15 protein-coding genes are annotated in these 19355 nt (G+C 64.8%); 7 read left to right on the plus strand and 8 right to left on the minus strand.

What is annotated here, in order from left to right:
* Positions 1-107: 107 nt before the first annotated feature.
* Both AC0WRY_RS29880 and AC0WRY_RS29885 read right to left on the minus strand, forming a co-directional pair.
* Complete coding sequence (locus AC0WRY_RS29880; protein ID WP_491122160.1) at positions 108-3080, minus strand: patatin-like phospholipase domain-containing protein; 2973 nt, start codon at positions 3078-3080, stop codon at positions 108-110.
* Between the two features lie 69 nt (positions 3081-3149).
* The gene (locus AC0WRY_RS29885) at positions 3150-3848 is read right to left on the minus strand and encodes a TetR/AcrR family transcriptional regulator (protein ID WP_491122161.1); all 699 of its coding nucleotides are present in this window, start codon (positions 3846-3848) and stop codon (positions 3150-3152) included.
* Between the two features lie 87 nt (positions 3849-3935).
* On the opposite strand from AC0WRY_RS29885, the gene AC0WRY_RS29890 reads away from it, so the two are divergent.
* Positions 3936-4718, plus strand: coding sequence for a sterol desaturase family protein (locus AC0WRY_RS29890; protein WP_491122162.1), 783 nt, complete (start codon positions 3936-3938; stop codon positions 4716-4718).
* Positions 4719-4740: 22 nt separating this feature from the next.
* On the opposite strand, the gene AC0WRY_RS29895 is transcribed toward AC0WRY_RS29890, so the two are convergent.
* On the minus strand, positions 4741-6699 hold the full coding sequence (locus AC0WRY_RS29895) for a M3 family oligoendopeptidase (RefSeq protein WP_491122163.1): 1959 nt from the start codon (positions 6697-6699) through the stop codon (positions 4741-4743).
* Positions 6700-6826: 127 nt separating this feature from the next.
* Between AC0WRY_RS29895 and AC0WRY_RS29900 the strand changes: the two genes are divergently transcribed.
* From AC0WRY_RS29900 to mepK, 3 genes are all read left to right on the plus strand, one after another.
* Complete coding sequence (locus AC0WRY_RS29900; RefSeq protein ID WP_211415976.1) at positions 6827-8323, plus strand: sigma-54-dependent transcriptional regulator; 1497 nt, start codon at positions 6827-6829, stop codon at positions 8321-8323.
* Between the two features lie 347 nt (positions 8324-8670).
* Positions 8671-10890 (plus strand): L,D-transpeptidase family protein, encoded by a 2220-nt coding sequence (locus tag AC0WRY_RS29905; protein ID WP_211415975.1) that lies wholly within the window; start codon positions 8671-8673, stop codon positions 10888-10890.
* Between the two features lie 281 nt (positions 10891-11171).
* Positions 11172-12788 (plus strand): peptidoglycan L,D-endopeptidase MepK, encoded by a 1617-nt coding sequence (gene mepK, locus AC0WRY_RS29910; RefSeq protein WP_491122164.1) that lies wholly within the window; start codon positions 11172-11174, stop codon positions 12786-12788.
* Positions 12789-12909: 121 nt separating this feature from the next.
* Here the strand turns inward: mepK and AC0WRY_RS29915 are convergent, their stop codons facing one another.
* The 3 genes from AC0WRY_RS29915 to AC0WRY_RS29925 all read right to left on the minus strand — a co-directional run bounded on the left by AC0WRY_RS29915 (position 12910) and on the right by AC0WRY_RS29925 (position 14266).
* Positions 12910-13335: a DUF1801 domain-containing protein gene (locus AC0WRY_RS29915; protein WP_491122165.1), complete on the minus strand. Its 426-nt coding sequence runs from the start codon at positions 13333-13335 to the stop codon at positions 12910-12912.
* A gap of 156 nt (positions 13336-13491) precedes the next feature.
* A complete protein-coding gene (locus AC0WRY_RS29920) occupies positions 13492-13764 on the minus strand; it encodes a DUF2312 domain-containing protein (protein ID WP_142250883.1) in 273 nt (90 codons plus the stop codon).
* A gap of 190 nt (positions 13765-13954) precedes the next feature.
* Entirely contained in the window at positions 13955-14266 is a 312-nt protein-coding gene (locus AC0WRY_RS29925; RefSeq protein WP_491122166.1) for a DUF1244 domain-containing protein, read from the minus strand.
* Positions 14267-14452: 186 nt separating this feature from the next.
* On the opposite strand from AC0WRY_RS29925, the gene AC0WRY_RS29930 reads away from it, so the two are divergent.
* Complete coding sequence (locus tag AC0WRY_RS29930; protein ID WP_194404326.1) at positions 14453-15034, plus strand: DUF1036 domain-containing protein; 582 nt, start codon at positions 14453-14455, stop codon at positions 15032-15034.
* Positions 15031-16467, plus strand: a complete 1437-nt coding sequence (pyk, locus tag AC0WRY_RS29935; protein ID WP_211415971.1) for a pyruvate kinase — start codon at positions 15031-15033, stop codon at positions 16465-16467. Before AC0WRY_RS29930 ends, pyk begins: the two co-directional genes overlap by 4 nt.
* Positions 16468-16618: 151 nt before the next feature.
* Here the strand turns inward: pyk and AC0WRY_RS29940 are convergent, their stop codons facing one another.
* Together AC0WRY_RS29940 and AC0WRY_RS29945 are read right to left on the minus strand one after the other, a co-directional pair.
* Complete coding sequence (locus AC0WRY_RS29940; protein ID WP_194404328.1) at positions 16619-17299, minus strand: TetR/AcrR family transcriptional regulator; 681 nt, start codon at positions 17297-17299, stop codon at positions 16619-16621.
* A 274-nt stretch (positions 17300-17573) separates the two neighbouring features.
* Positions 17574-18539, minus strand: coding sequence for a M23 family metallopeptidase (locus tag AC0WRY_RS29945; protein ID WP_491122167.1), 966 nt, complete (start codon positions 18537-18539; stop codon positions 17574-17576).
* Between the two features lie 149 nt (positions 18540-18688).
* Between AC0WRY_RS29945 and AC0WRY_RS29950 the strand changes: the two genes are divergently transcribed.
* On the plus strand, positions 18689-19120 hold the full coding sequence (locus AC0WRY_RS29950) for a RidA family protein (protein ID WP_491122168.1): 432 nt from the start codon (positions 18689-18691) through the stop codon (positions 19118-19120).
* The last annotated feature ends 235 nt before the right edge of the window (positions 19121-19355 follow it).

The following is a 19355-nucleotide window of genomic DNA, read 5'->3' on the forward strand; positions in this document are numbered from 1 at the left end:
GCTGGGATACCGCAAAGTTTCGGGCAGGGCAACGGCAGGCGGGCGCGGTTTTCCTGCAAATCAGGTGATTTGGAATTCCAATTGCCGGGAATCGGGGCGCGCGCTGCTCAGTCCTGTTCGACCTCCGTGGCGGCGGCACTCACGGGCCGTCGCCGGAGCGCCGGGAGCCCGAGCGCCGCGCGCACCTCGGCGACGGCCGTCTCTCCAGCCGCGGTGAACCGCGCCATGCGCGGAGCGGTGCCGGGACCGACCGCGACATCATGGTCGCCGGCCAGGAAACCATGGGTCATGTGAAACCCGAGCGCGCGATAGACCTCGAACTGCTCCTCCGAGAAGAACTGATCCCCGGTGGTCTCGTGGGGAAAGGTGTCGTTACGGCGCGCATAGTCGCGGATGTAGTCGTTCTCGTCGCTGGAAAGAGAGGACTTGATATAGACGAGATAGCCCTTGTCATCGCCGCCATAGTCGATGACGCCGATCGCCACGTGAACGTGGGGCTTCGAGGCTTCTTCCGATGCCCCAGGGGACGCTTGCGCGGAGGTCTTGTCCGCATTCTCCGCCATGATGGCACGCGTGCGGTCGCGGATCGGGGTCCAGGGCAGATCGATGCGGACACCGAGATCGATGCGGGCGTAGCGCTGCAGCTTCATCAGCGAGGCGAAATTCATGGGCGCATCTGCTTCCGCGTCGACTGCGACGATCACCCTGCAGCGCCGGCGCAGCAGCTCGTAGACGCTGAGATTCTCGATGTGGCCGCCGTCGGTGAGATAGACGCCGTCGCTGTTCTCGTAGAGACGACCGGAGATTTCCGACCACAGGAATAAGGGCGTGGAGCGCCGCTGCGGCCGGGCCGTGGCCTCGACATAGCGCGGATTGCTCAGCCAGTAGCCCAGCCGCACGTTGAGCAGTGCGAGCGTCGGCGTCAGCGCCTTGATCGAGTTCGAGCCCATGTTCGACGACGCCGCAGCCCCTGAGATCGCCATGGCGGTGGCGAGGTCTAGGCCTTGCTCCAGGCGCTCGACCGCCTCCGTCCTGGCGTAGCGTGTCGCTTCGCTGCCGACATAGAGCGGCGAGAAGACGAAGAAGTCCGCGTTGCGACCGCGCCGGTTGGCGAAGTCGGAGCCCTGGATGTTCAGCGCCGTGTTGATGAGATGATAGGGTGCCCCCAGCTTCGACGCCGCCGCCACGCCATCCTTGTCGGCGCCGTCCCTGGCGGCTGCATAGAGCTCGCTCAGCTTCATGCGATCGAGCGGCATGAAATCACGCCCCTGGTCGAGGCTCGCCTCGGCGCGCGCGATATTGCCGTCCGCCGAACGATCAGGGTCGAACAGAAACGCCTTGCTCAGCCGATCTCGGTAGAGACGGTGCAGCGAATTCGCGTTGGGCGTCAAAGACCAGGAGATTGCAAACAGCAGCAGGCCGACGAGCGCATAAAGAATGACCAGAGGCAGGCTGTGCGAATAGCCCGAACCTGCATCCGACCAATGGAATTGTCGTGCGACGTTGCTCGCGGCGGATCTGAGCCAGGCCGGCACGTGGGAGACCGGCGTCAGCCACTCCATCGTCGCCGCCGGTGCGGCGGGCTGCGGCGTGATCTCGGCCGTGAAGGTGCCCGCGCCCGCGTCGAACGCGATCTTGCCGGCCAGATTGCCCGATGCGGGCGCGGTCGATTTGCTGGCGGCAAGGCAGCTCCTCTGCCCGACGAGGGCCAGAGGCGCCTGGCATTTTTCGAGCGGGTCGTTGGCGATGCCCCAATAGGACAGATAGAGGTAGGCGACCCAGATGATCAGCGGCAGCGCCAGGCCCGCGATCCACAGCGCGACCTTGGCAATGATCGCGACCAGCAGCGCACCCCATTGCGAGGACACGCTGTTGCCTTTGAGGAATTCGGCGAATTGCTGCCTGAAGGCCGTGACGAACACGCCGATCGGCGCGGCGATCGCGGCGAACGCCTTGATCCAGGTGACGGCAACGCCGCCGACCGGCCCGCCGATCGCATCGCTGTCGACGACATCGAACATCTGCGATAGCATGAAGGGCTGGAACTCGAAGAATGCGATTACGGCAAGCAGCACCAGGAAGGTTGCGCCGGCAGTCGGCCAGTGCGAACGAAACTCCTGACGTTTTTCGGGGCTCGCCAATGATTGCTTGAGGGCCCAGACGAAGAACAGGCCTATACCGATGATCGCGGTCGCCAGCGTCAGCGCGAAATGCTTGATCTGCAGGAGGCGCGCGAAGTCGCAGGCGATGCCTAGCAGGAACGCGATCGCCGCGGCATAAATGAAGGACAGCGTCGGGCCCATGCCGCGCTCGGCGCGCGCGACCAGATAGGCAATTCCGCCGCAGACGAGCAGCCCCAGCGCGACCATCGTGCCGATCGCCGCGAAGCCGAAGCGGTCCGCGATCCAGCCGAAATGATGCAGCTCACACTGCGGCAACGCGCCGTCGGCGAGATCGACGCCGAAGAAGTTCGCGACCGTCAGACAGCTCCGCAGCGGCGTCGACCAGATCGTGACGGCCGCGAGCAGCAGCACGACCGGCAGCGTCAGTCCGATATTGGCGATCAGGCCGCGCACCACGATCGCGATCCCGGTCAGCAGGTCGCGGACGCCGGCCGGGATCAAGTAGTTGGAGTAATTCCTGATATGGCCGACCGACGGCGTATCGCTGATCTCGCTGGCGGTCGCAATTCCACCGGCCGGCCGCTCGCCAAATACGAAACGCCCGGTCACCGTCATGGTGGTGCTGAGCGAGGTGCCGATGTAGCCGCCGCCCGACACCGTGGAGAGATAGTCGATTCGCCCGATCAGATCGTGATGGTTCAATGCCTGAAGCACGCCGAGACAGGTGGCTGAAGAGCGGATGCCGCCGCCGGACAAAGCGAGCCCGACAACGTCGAGCATCTGGCAGGCATCGACGCGGTCGGGATCGAGCTGCCGCGCCGTCTCGCGGCGCGTGTTGATCGCCTTCATCTCGTCGCGAACGATCTGCTGGTGTTTCTGGCACCAGGGCGTTTCCTCCTCGAAGGCCGCGGCGTTCCGCGCTGCTTCAGGTCGCGGAACCTGTCCCCGATCGGCCATGCGACCCTCCCCAGCGCAAATCACGATCAACAATCAATAGTTGAAAAACACGATAAAGTATCTACTGGCTTAGTCTTGTCTCTGGGCCGAGCGTTCAATGCCGGCGAGCAGGATCTCCAGCCCCGTCTCGAACGTCGCATCGAAATGCGCAGGCTGAAAATACGGAGCAGCCGCCGCAAGATGCTTGAAGCTGGCGGCGATCGTTTCGTTCGGGACCGGCTCCGCCGATGAGGGACCGCGGGCATAGCCCGCCGTCTCATCCAGCGCCGCGCCCGTGAGGTAATAGCCGAGCTCGCGGAAATAGATTGCGGCGTCGCGGTCAGAGAAGCCCGCCTCGCGCAGGATGCCGATAATGCCGTCGATATAGGCGACCCCGGCAGGCGTATTGAGCCGGTGCACCGCGAAGAAGGGGAAGAAGGCCGGGTGCGTGAGCGCCATGGCGCGGAAGCCGTGGGCAGCCCGGCGCAGGCGCTCGCGCCAGTCCCATTGCGGCTCCATCGCCACGCGCGCCTGTGCGAGCATCAGATCGACGAGCGCATCCATCAGATGCGCCTTGCTCGGGAAGTGGTGATAAATGCTCATGGCCTCGCAGCCGAGCTCCTCGCCCAGCCGGCGCGTCGAGAGCTTGGCAAGCCCCTCGCGATCGACCAGCGCCATCGCGGAGGCCGCAATAAGCTCGCGGGACAGCCCCCTGCCCCCTTCGCGCGGCGGCCGGCGCTTGCGTGGGACAGTCGAGGCTTTCCGGCCCGCTTTGGCTTTTCTGGTCATGACATTCCGAATCGAAACCGCTTGCAACCTTACACCGCAAGGCCGTATTGTGAAGCTGCCTTACACTGTAAGCCTGGAGCTGACGCGATGTCCGCAATCGAGCTGTTTGGCCTCTTGGTGCCCGCGACCTATCTCGTCATGCTGGCCGTCGAGCGCCTGATCCCGGCGCGGCAATTCCCGGAGATTCCTTATTGGCGGCTCAAAGGCTTCTGCTTGCTGACCGTTCAGGGCCTGCTGGCGACGCTGACCCCGCTGCTGATCCCGGAAGCCTGGCTGGAGCGACACAGATTGATGGACCTCACCGGTCTCGGCGTCGCCGGCGGAGCGGCACTCGGCTATTTTGTGCTCTCACTCGTCAATTACGGCTGGCACCGCAGCGCGCACACCTTTCCCCTGATGTGGCGGCTGTTCCACCAGATCCATCACAGCCCGCAACGCATGGACATGTCCGGCGCGGCTCTGTTTCACCCGCTGGAGACGATCTCATTCTTTGCGATCGCATCCGTGGTGACGACGCTGGTGCTCGGGCTCGATCCGGTCGCGGCGGCCGCGACCGGCTACATCGCCGCCTTCTACGGCTATTTCCAGCACATGAATGTGCGCACGCCGCAATGGCTCGGCTTCGTCATCCAGCGGCCAGAGGCGCATTGCATCCATCACCAGCGCGACGTGCACGCCTTCAATTATGGCGACCTGCCGATCTGGGACATGCTGTTCGGCACCTTCCGCAATCCGGCAAGCTTCGAGGGCGCAGTCGGCTTCGACAAGCCGGCGACCGACCGGTTTGGTGCGATGCTCGGCTTCGTCGACGTGAACGAGCCCGCGGCCGGGCAGAACAGCCTCGGCCGCAGCCCCAACGCGACCGGCTAGAGCAAAGCGTCCGCGTTCAATCTCAGCCCATCGCCTCCAGCTCGTCGATCATCCCGGCGATGACCGACAGGCCGCCATCCCAGAATTTGGGATCCTTGGCATCGAGCCCGAACGGGCGCAGCAGCTCGGAATAATGCTTGGTGCCGCCGGCCGCGAGCATGTCGAGATAGCGCTCGGCAAAGCCCTCGGCCGCGTTTTCGTAGACGGCATAGAGCGAGTTCACGAGGCAATCGCCGAAAGCATAGGCGTAGACGTAGAACGGCGAATGGATGAAGTGCGGGATGTACATCCAGTAGTTCTCATAGCCCGCCTTGATCTCGATCGCAGGCCCGAGGCTCTCGCCCTGCACCGACAGCCAGATCTCGCCGAGCCGCGTCGCGGTGAGCTCGCCGTTCTTGCGTTCGGTGTGGACCGCGCGCTCGAAGGAATAGAACGCGATCTGCCGCACCACGGTGTTGATCATGTCCTCGACCTTGCCGGCCAGCAGCGCCTGGCGCTGTTTTGCATTTTTGGTCTGGGCAAGGAGCCGCTTGAACGTCAGCATCTCGCCGAACACGCTCGCGGTCTCCGCCAGCGTGAGCGGCGTCGGCGCCATCAGCGCACCGTTCTTGGCCGCCAGCACCTGATGCACGCCATGGCCGAGCTCGTGGGCGAGCGTCATCACGTCGCGCGGCTTGCCCTGGTAGTTCATGAGCACGTAAGGGTGCGCGGAGGGCGTGGTCGGATGCGAGAACGCACCCGGCGCCTTGCCCGGCCGCACCGGCGCGTCGATCCAGCGATCGGTGAAGAAGCGCTCGGCGATATCGGCCATTTTGGGCGAGAAGCCGCGATAGGCCGTCAGCACCATGTTGCGCGCATCGGGCCAGCCGATGACGTCGGTCGCGGCAAACGGCAACGGCGCGTTGCGGTCCCAATAGGCCAGCCGCTTCTTGCCGAACCACTTCGCCTTCAGCGCATAATAGCGATGCGACAGCTTTGGATAGGCCGCGCGCACCGAGGCCACCAGCGCATCCACAACCTCGCGCTCGACCCGGTTGTTGAGGTGCCGGGAATCCGCGACATCCTGAAAACCGCGCCAGCGGTCGGAGATGTCCTTGTCCTTGGCGAGCGTGTTGGTGATCAGCGCAAAGGTGCGCTCATTTGCCTTGAAAGTCTTTGCCAGTGCGTCAGCCGCGCTCTTGCGCTTTGCGCCATCACGGTCCTGCAGCAGATTGAGCGTCGGCTCGATCGCCAGCTCCTTGGACCCGACCTTGAAACGCAGGCCGGAGATGGTCTGGTCGAACAGCCTGTTGAAGGCGGAATAGCCGGTCTGCGCCTTCTCCAGGAAAAGCTGCTCCAGCTTGTCGTCGAGCTGATACGGCTTCTCCTTGCGCAGGTCCTCGATCCACGGGCGGTAGTACGCAAGCTCGGGGGCTTGCATCGCGCGGTTCAAAATATCGTCATCGACGCGATTGAGCTCGAGCGCAAAGAACAGAAGATGCGTCGACGCCGCCGTCAGCCGCTCCGAAACATCGCCGTAAAACTTTGAAATCGCAGGGTCCACGCTGTCGCCGGCATGGACGAGCCCGGCGTAGGAGCCGAGGCGGCCGGCGAGATCGTCGATCGCCTCAAAGCGTCGCACCGCCTCCGCGAGCCATTTTCCGCCATCTTCGTTTGCTGTCCCTGTCGCGAGCTTGCCCTTGTAGTCCGTCTCGAACGCGACGCAGTCGGCATCCATCTTTTCGAGATCGCGCGCCACTTCCGGCGCATCGATCCCGGAATAGAGATCGGCCAGGTTCCACTCGGGAAGCTTGCCGGTTTTGCTCGCAGGCTTAGCGGAGGGTTTTGCCTTGGCGGTAGATTTCTTGGCTGCCGATTTCTTGACGGCAGATGTCTTCGCGGCAGCAGACTTGCGGAGAGCAGGCTTGTTGAGGGCAGGCTTGTTGAGAGCAGACTTGTTGAGAGCAGACTTGTTGAGAGCAGACTTGGAGCGCGAATTCATTGTGTGGGAAACCTGTGTTCAACCATCGCGGCGGCGAGCGGGGGCATCAAGGTTTAAGAGTGCGTTAATCGGCTTCGGCCAGAGTGCCCCGATTCGAGACAGATAGTAGTAGCGTGCGGGGAACACCATGGCTGCCAGTATTTTGATCGCCGACGACGACGCCGTAGCACGCCGGCTGGTCGAGAACATGGTGCAGAAATGCGGCTATGAGACGGTCGTCGTGGACTCCGGCGATGCCGCGATCGCCGCCCTCACCGCTCCCGATGCTCCGGCCATCGACGGTGTCATCCTCGATCTCGTGATGCCCGGCCTCGACGGCATGGGCGTGCTGGCCAAGATCCGCGAAGCGGGCCTCAGCGTCCCCGTCATCGTGCAGACCGCCCATGGCGGCATCGACAACGTGATCTCGGCGATGCGCGCTGGCGCGGCCGATTTCGTGGTCAAGCCGGTCGGCCTCGAGCGACTTCAGGTCTCACTGCGCAATGCTCTCAACGCCTCCGCGCTCAAGGGCGAATTGCAGCGTATCCGGCACAGCCGCGAGGGCCGGCTGACCTTCTCCGATATCATCACCCGCGCCGAGGCGATGGCCGGCGTGATGCGCGCCGCGCAGAAAGCCGCGAACTCTTCCATTCCGGTGCTGATCGAGGGCGAGTCCGGCGTCGGCAAGGAGATGTTCGCGCGCGCCATCCATGGCAGCGGCGAGCGCAAGGCGAAGCCGTTCGTCGCCGTCAATTGCGGCGCGATTCCCGACAACCTCGTCGAGTCCATTCTGTTCGGCCACGAAAAGGGTGCTTTCACCGGCGCCACCGAACGGCACATGGGCAAATTCGTCGAAGCCCATGGCGGCACGCTGTTTCTGGACGAGGTCAGCGAGCTGCCGCTGACCGCGCAGGTGAAGCTGCTGCGCGCGCTCCAGGAAGGCGCCGTCGAGGCGGTCGGCGGCCGCAAGCCCGTCAAGGTCGACGTCCGCATCGTCTCGGCCACCAATCGCCGGCTGCTGGAGCGGGTCAAGCAGGGACACTTCCGGGAAGATCTGTTCTATCGCCTGCACGTGCTGCCGCTGACGATCCCCTCGCTCCGGGCCCGGCGCGAGGACATCCCGCATCTGCTCCGGCATTTCCTGGCGCGCTTTGCCGCCGAGGAGAACCGCCAGATCACCGGCATCAGCGGCGAGGCCATGGCGCATCTCGCCCAACTCGACTGGCCCGGCAACATCCGCCAGCTCGAGAATGCGGTCTACCGTGCGGTGGTGATGAGCGAGGGCGACCAGCTCGGCCTCAGTGATTTCCCGCTGCTCGCGTCGCAGCCGCACCACGCCACCGAGATTCCGACCGCGCCGCTGATGCTCGAGCCGGCGGCGAGCCCGTCGGTCGTGTCAGGTAACGATATACCAATCGCTCCTCTCCCGGCCGTGGGAACTTTGGCCATGCTGACCCCGACCGGCGATGTCCGCGCACTCGAGGACATGGAGAACGAGATCATCCGTTTCGCGATCTCGCATTATCGCGGCCAGATGTCCGAGGTGGCCCGCCGTCTCAAAATCGGCCGGTCCACCCTCTACCGCAAACTCGACGAAGCCGGGGTTCCCGGCCATGGCGGGAAAAGCGGCGAAGAGACGCACTGAGCCTCATGCGAACGGAGGTTCGCGAGGCGATGCGAGACCGGTTGTAAGCCGTTCGCATGACGACGGAATTCGACTGCGACTTGAACCGTGACTTGGAAGTGACAGACACAGGGAAAAGCGCTTGAGGCAAGCGCACAATCCGTTGCCAAGAGGCTCCCTTGAAGTCAGTTTGGCGTGAGTTGTCCCGGTTAGCGCTGGCTGCAAAACCGGGGTCTGTATATCGTCTGCGTATGAATCGTTGCGTGCAGGCGTGCAACTTTCGAGAGGCCGGCGCGATTTAGCCGAAGCTCAATTGGCGATAACGAAGCTGTTCCATAAGGGACAGTTCACCCGAGGGGTGCGACACAATGCGTGACTGTTTGAACCACCGTGCGGGCTTCGACCGTGTCTTGATGACGGTCGCGGCAACCTTCCTCACGGTGTCGGCCAGCTCAGCCCTGGCGCAGGATCAGGCGCGCAGCAGCGCTGCGGAGCTCGCGATCGAAGCCGCGATCCCGCGCCCCGAGCCGGCCAATGTCCCGCCCCCGACCGCATCGGACATCAAGCTCGACACCACCGCCACGGTTCAGGACTCCGCCAAGGAGCCGGCAAGGGAGCCTGTGAAGGCTGACGTCGCCCCCGCCGCGGACAAGGTCGAGACCAAGCCTTCCGACGTCGCCACGACGCCCGCCACCGAGGCGCCGAAGAGCGAGACTGCCAAAACCGAGCCTGCCAAGACTGAGCCTGCAAAGACCGAGCCTGCAAAGGCGGACACCGCCACGGCAAATCCGGCTGCACCTGCGGCACCCGCCGCCGCTGCAGCTCCGGCCGCCGAGCCGGTCAAGGCCGCGAGCAGCGTTCCCACCGCCGACCAGCCGGTCGCCGACAAGCTCAAGGACATCATCGGCGCCAAGACGTCGCGCCATTTCGACCGCAAGAACGAGCGCGCGGCGATCGAGAAATTTTACGGTGCACGCGACTTCGCGCCGGTCTGGACGCAAGGCGGCAGCCTGACGGCTGCGGCCAAGGGCGTCATCGCGCGGCTGAAGGACGCCGCTTCCGACGGCCTCAATCCGGCGGATTATCCGGTGCCGGATTTCGCCAGCGCCACCACGCCCGATGCGCTGGCCGATGCCGAGCTCAAGCTCACCGCCAGCATGTTCGACTATGCGCGCCAGGCCCAGAGCGGCCGCATGCATTGGTCGCAGGTCTCTGGCGACATCCTCTATCCCGAGCATCCGGTCGACCCGAACGAGGTGCTCGCCAAGGTCACGACCGCAACTGACGCCTCCGCAGCGCTCGACAGCTACAACCCGCCGCACAAGCTCTACAAGGAGCTGAAGGCGAAGCTCGCGGAGCTTCGCGGTCAGGGCAGCGGCCCGGCGATCGAGATCGCCGACGGTCCGGCGCTGAAATACACTCCGGCCACCAAGAAGCAGGCCGAAATCGTCGTGGAAGATTCGCGCGTGCCGCAGCTCCGCGCCAAGCTGGGCCTCGCCGAGAACGCCAGCGACACCCGCTATGACGCCGCCGTCGCCGACGCCGTGCGCAAGTTCCAGAACAGCGCGGAGATGAAGGCGACCGGCATCCTCGACGACAAGACGGTCAAGGCGCTCAACACCCCGAAGCGCGACAAGCAGATCGACGTCGTGCTGGTCAACATGGAGCGCTGGCGCTGGCTGCCGCGCGACCTCGGCGCGCCATCGCTGGGCGATGCCTATGTGATCCTCAACATTCCCGACTACACGCTGAAGGTGATGCAGCGCGGCCAGCAGGTCTGGACCACCCGCGTCGTCACCGGCAAGCCGGGCACGCATGCGACTCCGCTGCTGACCGAAACGATGAAGTACATCACGGTCAACCCGACCTGGAACGTGCCGCCGTCGATCGTCTACAACGAGTATCTGCCGGCGCTTCAGCAGGACCCCACCGTGCTGCAGCGCATGGGCCTCAAGCTCGAGCAGAACCGCGATGGCTCGGTGCACATCTCGCAGCCGCCCGGCGAAGCCAACGCGCTCGGCCGCATCCGCTTCAACTTCCCGAACAAGTTCCTAGTCTATCAGCACGACACGCCGGACAAGAACCTGTTCGCCAGGGAAGATCGCGCCTTCAGCCATGGCTGCATGCGCGTGCAGAACCCCGATCAGTACGCCTCGGTGCTGCTCAACATCGTCATGCCGAACGAGAAGTACACGCCGGAGCGCGTGCGCAGCATGTACGGCAGGAGCGAGATCGACCTGAAATTCCCGACGCCGATGCCGGTCAACATCACCTATCAGACCGCGTTCGTGGATGACGCCGGCAAGCTGCAATTCCGCAAGGACGTCTATGGCCGCGACGCGACCATGATCAACATCCTGAAGAACAATCGCGGCAAGGACCTCGAGGCCGTCGTTGCGCACTCGCAGCCCAGCTATTCGCGCCCGGCAACGACCCTGCCCTCCGGCGTCGCGGTGGCCAACAATGGCGGCGGCTTCGGCTCGTCCGGCCCGAACTTCTTCGAGCGGCTGTTCGGAGGCGGGGCTCCGACCCCGCCGCCGGCTCCGGTCGGCCGCCGGCCCCAGCAGCAGCGGGTATTTACCCGGTAAGCCTGCTCGACGGCTATTTCCAAAATTCTGCAACGATATCAACGGCCCCATCCCATGGATGGGGCCGTTTAACGTTAACCATTGTCCACCTCGGCCCGGAGAGCGGGCGTTTTTTTGCCACAGTCAACCGGTTAGGATCGTATTCTGACTTGGTTTGGGGGCGAGAAGGTCAACCTCGAATTAACCTTCTCGCTTTAAGAAAGCGTTCATCCTCTTCGCGCTGCTAACGGGGTTGGCGGGAGAGTCCATTTTGAACGCTCGTCGACTGGGTGGGCTCATACGTGCTGACTGGTCTCGCACGCCAATTCGCTGTGCTGTCGTTGTCCCATGCGGGAGTGAAGGCCGGTTCGCGCATCGGCCTCGCTGCCGCGTTGCTGCTTGCTGCCGCGGGATCGGTTCATAACGCGGCCGCGCTGAACGAGACCAAGACGCTCTCCTTCCACCACACCCATTCCGGCGAAGACCTCACCGTCACCTTCAAGCGCGACGGCCGTTATGACGAAGCGGCGCTGAAGCAGCTCAACCACTTCCTGCGCGACTGGCGCACCCAGGACGAGACGGTCATGGACCGCCGCCTATTCGACATCCTCTGGGAAGTCTATCGCGACGTCGACGCCAAGCAGCCGATCCAGATCATCTCGTCCTACCGCTCCCCCGCCACCAACGCCATGCTCCGCCGCCGCTCCTCCGGGGTGGCGCGCTTCAGCCAGCACATGCTGGGACATGCGATGGACTTCTACATTCCGGGCGTGCCGCTGGAGCAGATCCGCTTCGCCGGCTTGCGCCTGCAGCGCGGCGGCGTCGGCTTCTATCCGACCTCAGGCTCGCCCTTCGTGCATCTGGACACCGGCAGCATCCGGCACTGGCCGCGCATGACGCATGACCAACTCGCCCGCGTCTTCCCGGACGGCAAGACGGTGCATCTGCCCACCGACGGCACGCCGCTGAAGGGCTATGAGCTCGCCAAGGCCGAGATCGAGCGCCGCGGCAACGGCGACGATTCCAGCAGCAGCAAGCCGAACTTCTTCGCCGCCCTGTTCAGGGGCAAATCGGCAGCTCCGGCTGCCAGCAGCGATGAGGATGACGAGGGCGCGCCCGCCCCGGCCGCGAAGCCGGCAGCCCCCACCGTCGTCGCAGCCGCAGCCAAGCCCGCCGAACCGGTGCCGACGCCGCGAGCCAAGCCGCAAATGGCCGCGATCCAGCTCGCCTCGGCCGATGCGCAGCTCGTTGCCCCGCCCAAGCCGAAGCCCGCGCCGGTGGCTGACAAGCCCGCTGCCGGCAAATCTGCTGACGGCAAGCCGGAGACGCCGGCCGACATCATCAATGCCCGCGGCTTCTGGGATGACGTCCCGGCCGCGCCGCAGCAGGCAACGCCGGCGCAGGTCGCTGCGCTGAAGGCCCGCCAGGCCCTTGCCGCCGCCACCGATCCGCAGGCCACCGCGAGCGTGTCCAACGCGGCCCTGCAGGCGCTGGCTTTCGCGCCCGCGGCCTCCCCGGTTGACCGCGCCAATGTCGTTGCCGCCTCGGCGCCGATCCCGCGCTCCGCCCGCCCCGCCTCGCGCAGCCTCGCCCAGGCGACGGAGATCAACACCGTGGTCGGCAAGAGCACCGACGGCATGGTCGCGACCGCGACGCGCCTCTCTGCCGCCAAGGGCGAGAGCGTCTGGCTCAAGATCGTGATGCTGTCGCCGAGCGCCAGCCGTGCGATGTCGGTCACGCTGATGGGCGAGCTCGATACCGCGGCGCTGCGCGCCTATTTCGTCAAGCCGCGGGCCGTGGTCGCGATGGGCTTTGCCGACGATCCGATGCAGGGGCTGTCCTGCGAGACCTTCTCCGGCAGCGCCACCGCAAAGCTCCAGACGACGTCGTTCGTCGTGCGGACCGCCGCGCTGCGCTGAGCGCCGCTGCTGTTTCCAGAATTTCACTCTCGTAGACCGGAGCGAAGCGCAATCCGGGAATCATGCCGCATGCAACGACGGCCCCGGATTTCGCTGCGCTCCATCCGGGCTACAGGTGGTGCTACCGCGCCTGCTTGCCCCGCCGATCCCGATGATAGGTCAGCGCCAGCGACAGACAGATCGATAGCTCCCGCGTCAGCAGCTTGCCCGACACCGGCAACAACAGCGCCCTGGTTTGCCGATATTCGAACTGATCGGGAAAGCGTTCGCGGAACGTGTCGATCAGGGTCGTCTTGCAGTTGAAGAGGATGGCGGCGGCGTCGGAGTCCTTGACGCGGCCAAGCCGGATCGTCGGTCCGCTGCCGGTCTCATCGGTCAGATAAGCCGGCTCGCCCCATTTCAGGGTCTCGGTAAGGCGGCCGACATGCTCGTCCGCAGCGGCAGTCGCGAAGATCAGGTCGCGCACCTGCAGCAGCCGCTTGCCGATCGGTGCCGGCAGAGCGCCGAAGGCACGGTTCAATTCGCGCGGCAGCGGTGGCGCAGTCACGGCGGTCTCCGTTCACAAAGGAAGGGCAACACGCCAGCCTTGTAGCCCGGACGGAGCGAAAGCGTCATCCCGGGGAATGCGTCCTGCCCTGCCAGAACCCGGATTCCGCTTGCGCTCCATCCGGGCTACGGCAGCGACGTTTGAAGCGCGAGCGCCTCAGATCATCCCCAGCGCCTGCATGTAGGTCTCGAGAATCGTCTCGGCCTCGGCGCGCTCATTGGGGTCCTGCTTGCGCAGGCGCACGATGGTGCGCAACGCCTTGACGTCGTAGCCATTGCCCTTGCTCTCGGCATAGACGTCGCGGATGTCGTCGGAGATCGCCTTCTTCTCTTCCTCCAGCCGCTCGATGCGCTCGATGATGGATTTGAGCTGGTCCTTGGCAAATTTCGTCGCGGGCTCGTCATCGCGGACGGCGGCGGTGGTGGCCATCTTGGTACTCCAAATGGAACTGGCAAAACGAGGTGACGCCGGCATCCCTCACCGCGCGTGCTGGCAGAACCCTTAGGGTTGGCGCCGGTCGCGTTCAAGGCAGCATCGCGCTCGTCCACAGCGCGCCCACACCTTCCTGCGGCGAGGCGAAGAAAGCTGTTGTGCGGTGCGACTCAAGGCTTGCGCGAACTCAATGCCCGTGGCCGTGGGGATGGACCTTCTTCATGGTCTCGAGCTGCTCGGGCGTGGCCGCGCCCTGATGTTTCGACTTCCAGGTCTCGTAGGGCATGCCGTAGACGGCCTCACGGCTCTCGTCCTTGCTCAAGGCGACACCTTGGGCGTCGGCAGCTTCCTTGAGCCAGTTGGACAGGCAGTTGCGGCAGAAGCCCGCCAGATTCATCAGGTCGATGTTCTGGACGTCGGTCCGGGTCCTGAGATGATCGACCAGACGCCGGAAAGCGGCCGCCTCGAGCTCGGTTCTGGTTTTGTCGTCGATTGCCATGGCTGTATCCCCGGTATCCTTTGGGCCTGACCCCGATGGGGGTCACCCTTACGGGATCAATTGGGGCCTGTCACAGATTTTGCCATATCCCGGCGCAGACCGGTCCAAAGCCGGGTTGCCGCTCATTCGTGGCGGTTCCCCGGCCCTACGCCAAATCGTCAATGATCTGGTATAGCTACCGCGACAATGATTGCCGAATCTCCCCGCTCCCCGCTTCGCCTGCTCGCCCGGTTGGTCCCGGTGCTGATGGTCGCCTGGCTATGCCTTGGCGCCAGCCCGGCCTCGGCCGATTTCCGGCTCTGCAACAACACATCGAGCCGGGTCGGCATTGCCCTCGGCTACAAGGACGCCGAGGGCTGGACCACCGAGGGCTGGTGGAACATCTCGTCGCGCTCCTGCGAGACCCTGCTGCGGGGAACGCTGGTCGCCCGTTACTATTACATCTACGCGATCGACTATGATCGCGGCGGCGAGTGGTCGGGGCAGGCCTTCATGTGCTCCCGCGACAAGGAGTTCACCATCCGCGGCACCGAGGATTGCCTCGCGCGCGGCTACGACCGGACCGGCTATTTCGAGGTCGACACCGGGGAGCAGCGGGCGTGGACGGTGCAACTGACCGACGCCAACGAACAGCCGGCGCAGCAACGCGTACCTGGCCTGCCCGGTCCGGTTGGCCCAGGCGGGGTTCCGGGTTTGCCCACCAGCCCGCCCGGTGCTACGCCCCCGGGCTCGCCCGGCCTGCCACCCCAGTCTGGAAATAAGCCATGAGGCGTCTTCGCCGTATCAAGATTCTCGCGACCCTGGGACCGGCCTCTTCAGATCTCGCGATGATCCGCCGCCTGTTCGAGGCCGGCGCCGACCTGTTTCGCATCAACATGAGCCACACCCCGCATGACAAGATGCGGGAGCTGGTGGCGACGATCCGCAACGTCGAGTCGAGCTACGGCCGGCCGATCGGCATCCTGGTCGACCTGCAGGGCCCGAAGCTCAGATTGGGTGCCTTCGCCGAAGGCTCGGTGCAGCTCCAGAACGGCCAGACCTTCACGCTCGATTCCAACAAGACGCCCGGCGATGCCACGCGCGTCCACCTGCCGCATCCGGAGATCCTGGCCGCGCTCAGGCCGGGCCATGCGCTGCTGCTCGACGACGGCAAGGTGCGCCTGATCGCAGAGGAGACCTCGAAGGAGCACGCGGTGACGCGTGTCGTGGTCGGCGGCAAGATGAGCGACCGCAAGGGCGTCAGCCTGCCCGACACCGACTTGCCGGTCTCCGCCATGACGCCGAAGGATCGCGCCGACCTCGAGGCGGCGCTCGTCACCGGAATCGACTGGATCGCGCTGTCCTTCGTGCAGCGCGCCGACGACGTGCTCGAAGCCAAGAAGATGATCCGGGGCCGCGCCGCCGTCATGGCCAAGATCGAGAAGCCGCAGGCGATCGACCGCCTCGCCGACATCATCGAGGCCTCCGACGCGCTGATGGTGGCGCGCGGCGACCTCGGCGTGGAGCTGCCGCTCGAGCGCGTGCCGAGCCTGCAGAAGCAGATGACGCGGATGGCGCGCCGCGCCGGCAAGCCCGTGGTGATTGCGACCCAGATGCTGGAATCGATGATCCAGTCGCCGGTCCCGACCCGCGCTGAAGTCTCGGACGTCGCAACGGCGGTCTATGAGGGCGCCGACGCCATCATGCTGTCGGCGGAATCGGCGGCCGGCAAATTCCCGGTCGAGGCGGTCTCGACCATGAACCGCATCGGCGAGGAGGTCGAACGCGACCCGACCTACCGCTCGGTGATCATGGCCCAGCGCCCGGCGCCGGAAGCGACCGTGGGCGATGCGATCGCGGATGCGGCGCGGCAGATCGCCGAGACCCTCGACCTGCCCGCCTTGATCTGCTGGACCTCGTCGGGCTCGACCGCAGTGCGCGTGGCGCGCGAACGGCCGAAGCCGCCGATCGTGGCGATCACGCCGAACATCACGGCAGGACGGCGGCTCGCCGTCACTTGGGGCGTGCACTGCGTGGTCGCTGAGGATGCCCGCGATCAGGACGACATGGTCAGCCGTGCCGGCCAGATCGCGTTCCGTGACGGCTTCGTCCGTGCCGGCCAGCGCGTGCTCATCGTCGCCGGCGTGCCGCTCGGCATTCCCGGCACCACCAACATGGTACGCATCGCCTCGGTCGGCCCCGAAGGCGACGCGAACATGTAGGTTGCCGGCACCCCTCCAACACAAATATCGAAGAACAACCCCATGCACAGTAGCCGGAGGGTCCGGCGAGCTTGCTGCGATCTGACGAAAAGGCTTTCCCGCTCAACGACCTAAGCGGGATCAGGCCGCCGCCCCGGTCGCGCGGCGGTTCTTACGCGCCAACCAGCGCTTTCGTCGCCGGCAGCAGCGTCTGCTGCACCACCAGACCACGGGCGCGGGCGTCCATGACGCCGACCGCGCGCAGCGCCAGCAGCGTCACGGTCTGCACCGCATCGCGCATCTTGACGGGATCATCGAGATTGTCGGGCGCGAGCGGCCCAACCAGCGCCTCGTGTAGCGCACCGAGCAACGCGGTGGCGGCGAGCGCGGTGTCCTGCGCCGGCAGGTGACCTGCCCGCACCGCAGCGTCGATCCGCCCAGCAATCTCGCCCGCGATCTCGCGCCGGCTGGCCAGGCGCGAGGCGCTGACATCGACATCGACGGGCTCGGCCAGGATGCCCCAGGCGAGCCGGCGCTGCGACAGGGTATGGACCGCCACGGTGGTCACGGCCGCGGCCAAGGCCGATGACGGCCCCGGCGCCGCATCGGCCGCCCGGCGGATCGCAGCGAGTTCGTCGCGGGAGACCTCGGCGATGAGTTCAGAGATCAGCTCGGCCTTGGAGGGGAAGTAGCGGTAGACCGTGCCGGCCGCCACATTGGCCCGGACCGCGACCGGCGCGATCTGCACCGCCGCCATCCCGCCTTCCGCCGCGGTCTCCCGCGCCGCCGCCAGAATCGCACTGCGCCGCGCCGCAAGGCGCTTCACCACTTGATGCGTCCGCCGATAAACCATGGCGCGCTTCCTGTCCCACACGCGTGCCGCACGCCCTGCGGCCGAACGCTTCGTCACGTCAAAGATGCAAATCGCCCCGCAAGGACTGAACAACTATTCAGGGTAGATGACAAGATGGGAAATGCGTGGAGCGTCACGGCGACCGGACTGAAGCGCCAACCCTGGTTGCGGAGGCTGATCAGGGCGTGCTCGCTCCACCTCGCCGCGGATTCCTGCTTACCGAAAGGGAGCAGAAATGCCGCCTGTGCGATGGCCGGCTTCGCGAGACGCGATGCTATGGCGCGATGTCCATCTGAAAGGACCGCCGCTCGATCTCGGCAGCTTTTCGGCGAAGAACGTAAGTTGCCCTATAGGTGCCAGGCGGCCAGACGACGCCTCCGCGCTTCCTTCCGGCCGAGATGAAATATTGGGCCTGGTCGCGCGGCAGCTTCGGTGCCCGATACTCCGCGATCACTTGCCCTTCGGGTGACTTCAGCTCGAGAGTTTGCTCGTCGTCCGCCTGAAGTCCGATCGCGCGAACATAGGCCACGATGGCGGCCGAATGAGAGCCAGGCAAGGCTCGCTTGAACTCGCCTGTCTCGATCTCGTCCATGGTCACTGCTCGATCGGCGAAGCCGACATTGATGATTCCGGCGGCCGGATAGTTCGAAACGGAGTTCAGCGTCGGCTGCCACAGCGAACGGCCGGAGTTGCATTCGCCTTTCCCGGCGCCCTCAGCGAATGGATCCACAACCGTCCCGTCATGCCGCACCGTGAAATGCAGGTGTGGGAATTCGGTGTTTCCGGACAGGCCCACCAACCCGAGCGCCTGCCCGGAACTGACCCTGTCACCGGGCTTCAATCTGAGACTGCCTTTGGCCATGTGGCAGTATTGCGTGCTCCAGCCGTTCTCATGCTCGACGACCGCGCCGTTGCCGCATTCCCTGCCGGCGATTGCGGCTTTGCCGACGACCTTGACCGATACGTCATCCATGCCATCGCGTGTGTGCACGACGCGCCCCGCAGCGGCAGCAACGACCTCGACGCCTTTTCTCTGAACGTCCAGATCGGGTAACCGGATGTCGGTGCCGTCGTGGCCGTCATAGGTTCGGTGCCCGCATCGAAAGTCCAAGGCCTTGTCCGAGGGATCATGGTCGACGTAGTTCTGGATGAAGCAGGTCGTTCCCAACTCGCAGGCAACCGGCCAGGCGAAAAGCTGTGGCTCGGAGCCGTGAGATACTGATGCGCAAGTGACGAGCATGCAAATAGCCGATGCAGCGAAACACCTTCTCATCCGATCCGTCCGTTCAATGAGCTTGGCGCCAAGACGCGCCACACGCGGCGCCCGAAAGCTGGCTATTAGCATGCTGCCGCACGCCGTCAGCCCGCACCAAAAAGCAAGGAGCTACAATGAGCCGATCCATTCAGGTTGCTGCAGGACTCTTTGATAGCCGGCCGTATGGCTTTGCACAGGTCGCAATCATCCGGACACCGTTTGGTGACGTTGCAAATATATCTGGCCAGGTCGCTTGGGATGCCGATCGAAAGATCGTTGGCCCCGGTGACATCGGACGTCAACTGGAAAAGAGCCTGGAAAATCTGGCTGTCGCATTCGCGTCGGTTGGGGCAACGCTCAATGACGTCGGCTCACTCCGTCTCTACATCAAGCACGATCATCTGCACGAAGGCGAGGCGATCAGTGGCGCGCTCAGGGCAACGTTCGGAGACAACCCGCCATGCGCAACGTGGATCGGGGTGCCAGGTCTCGCCAACGACGCATTCCTGATAGAGGTCGAGCCCTCCAACGTTTTTCTTGCGCGAGCAGGCCGCGAACGACCTTAGGTCACGCGCCCTCAATTTTGGGCCCGAATTGTACGGTCTACCCAAGATCGAAACATCATAGTCTCGAAAATGGGCTTGGCCTTCCAATCCGGATCACGGAAGGACCAAACGCGTGGACGCCCCCGGGAGAGGCGCTGTAAACGCATAGATAAAAGTACCATGCAATGGTTCTAAGTCCGATAACCACACTTCTTACCGCGATCTTAATGCAGATCCGTAACTGTGCGGAGGCAAT

It is taken from the genome of Bradyrhizobium sp. T-12 (genome assembly GCF_058314695.1).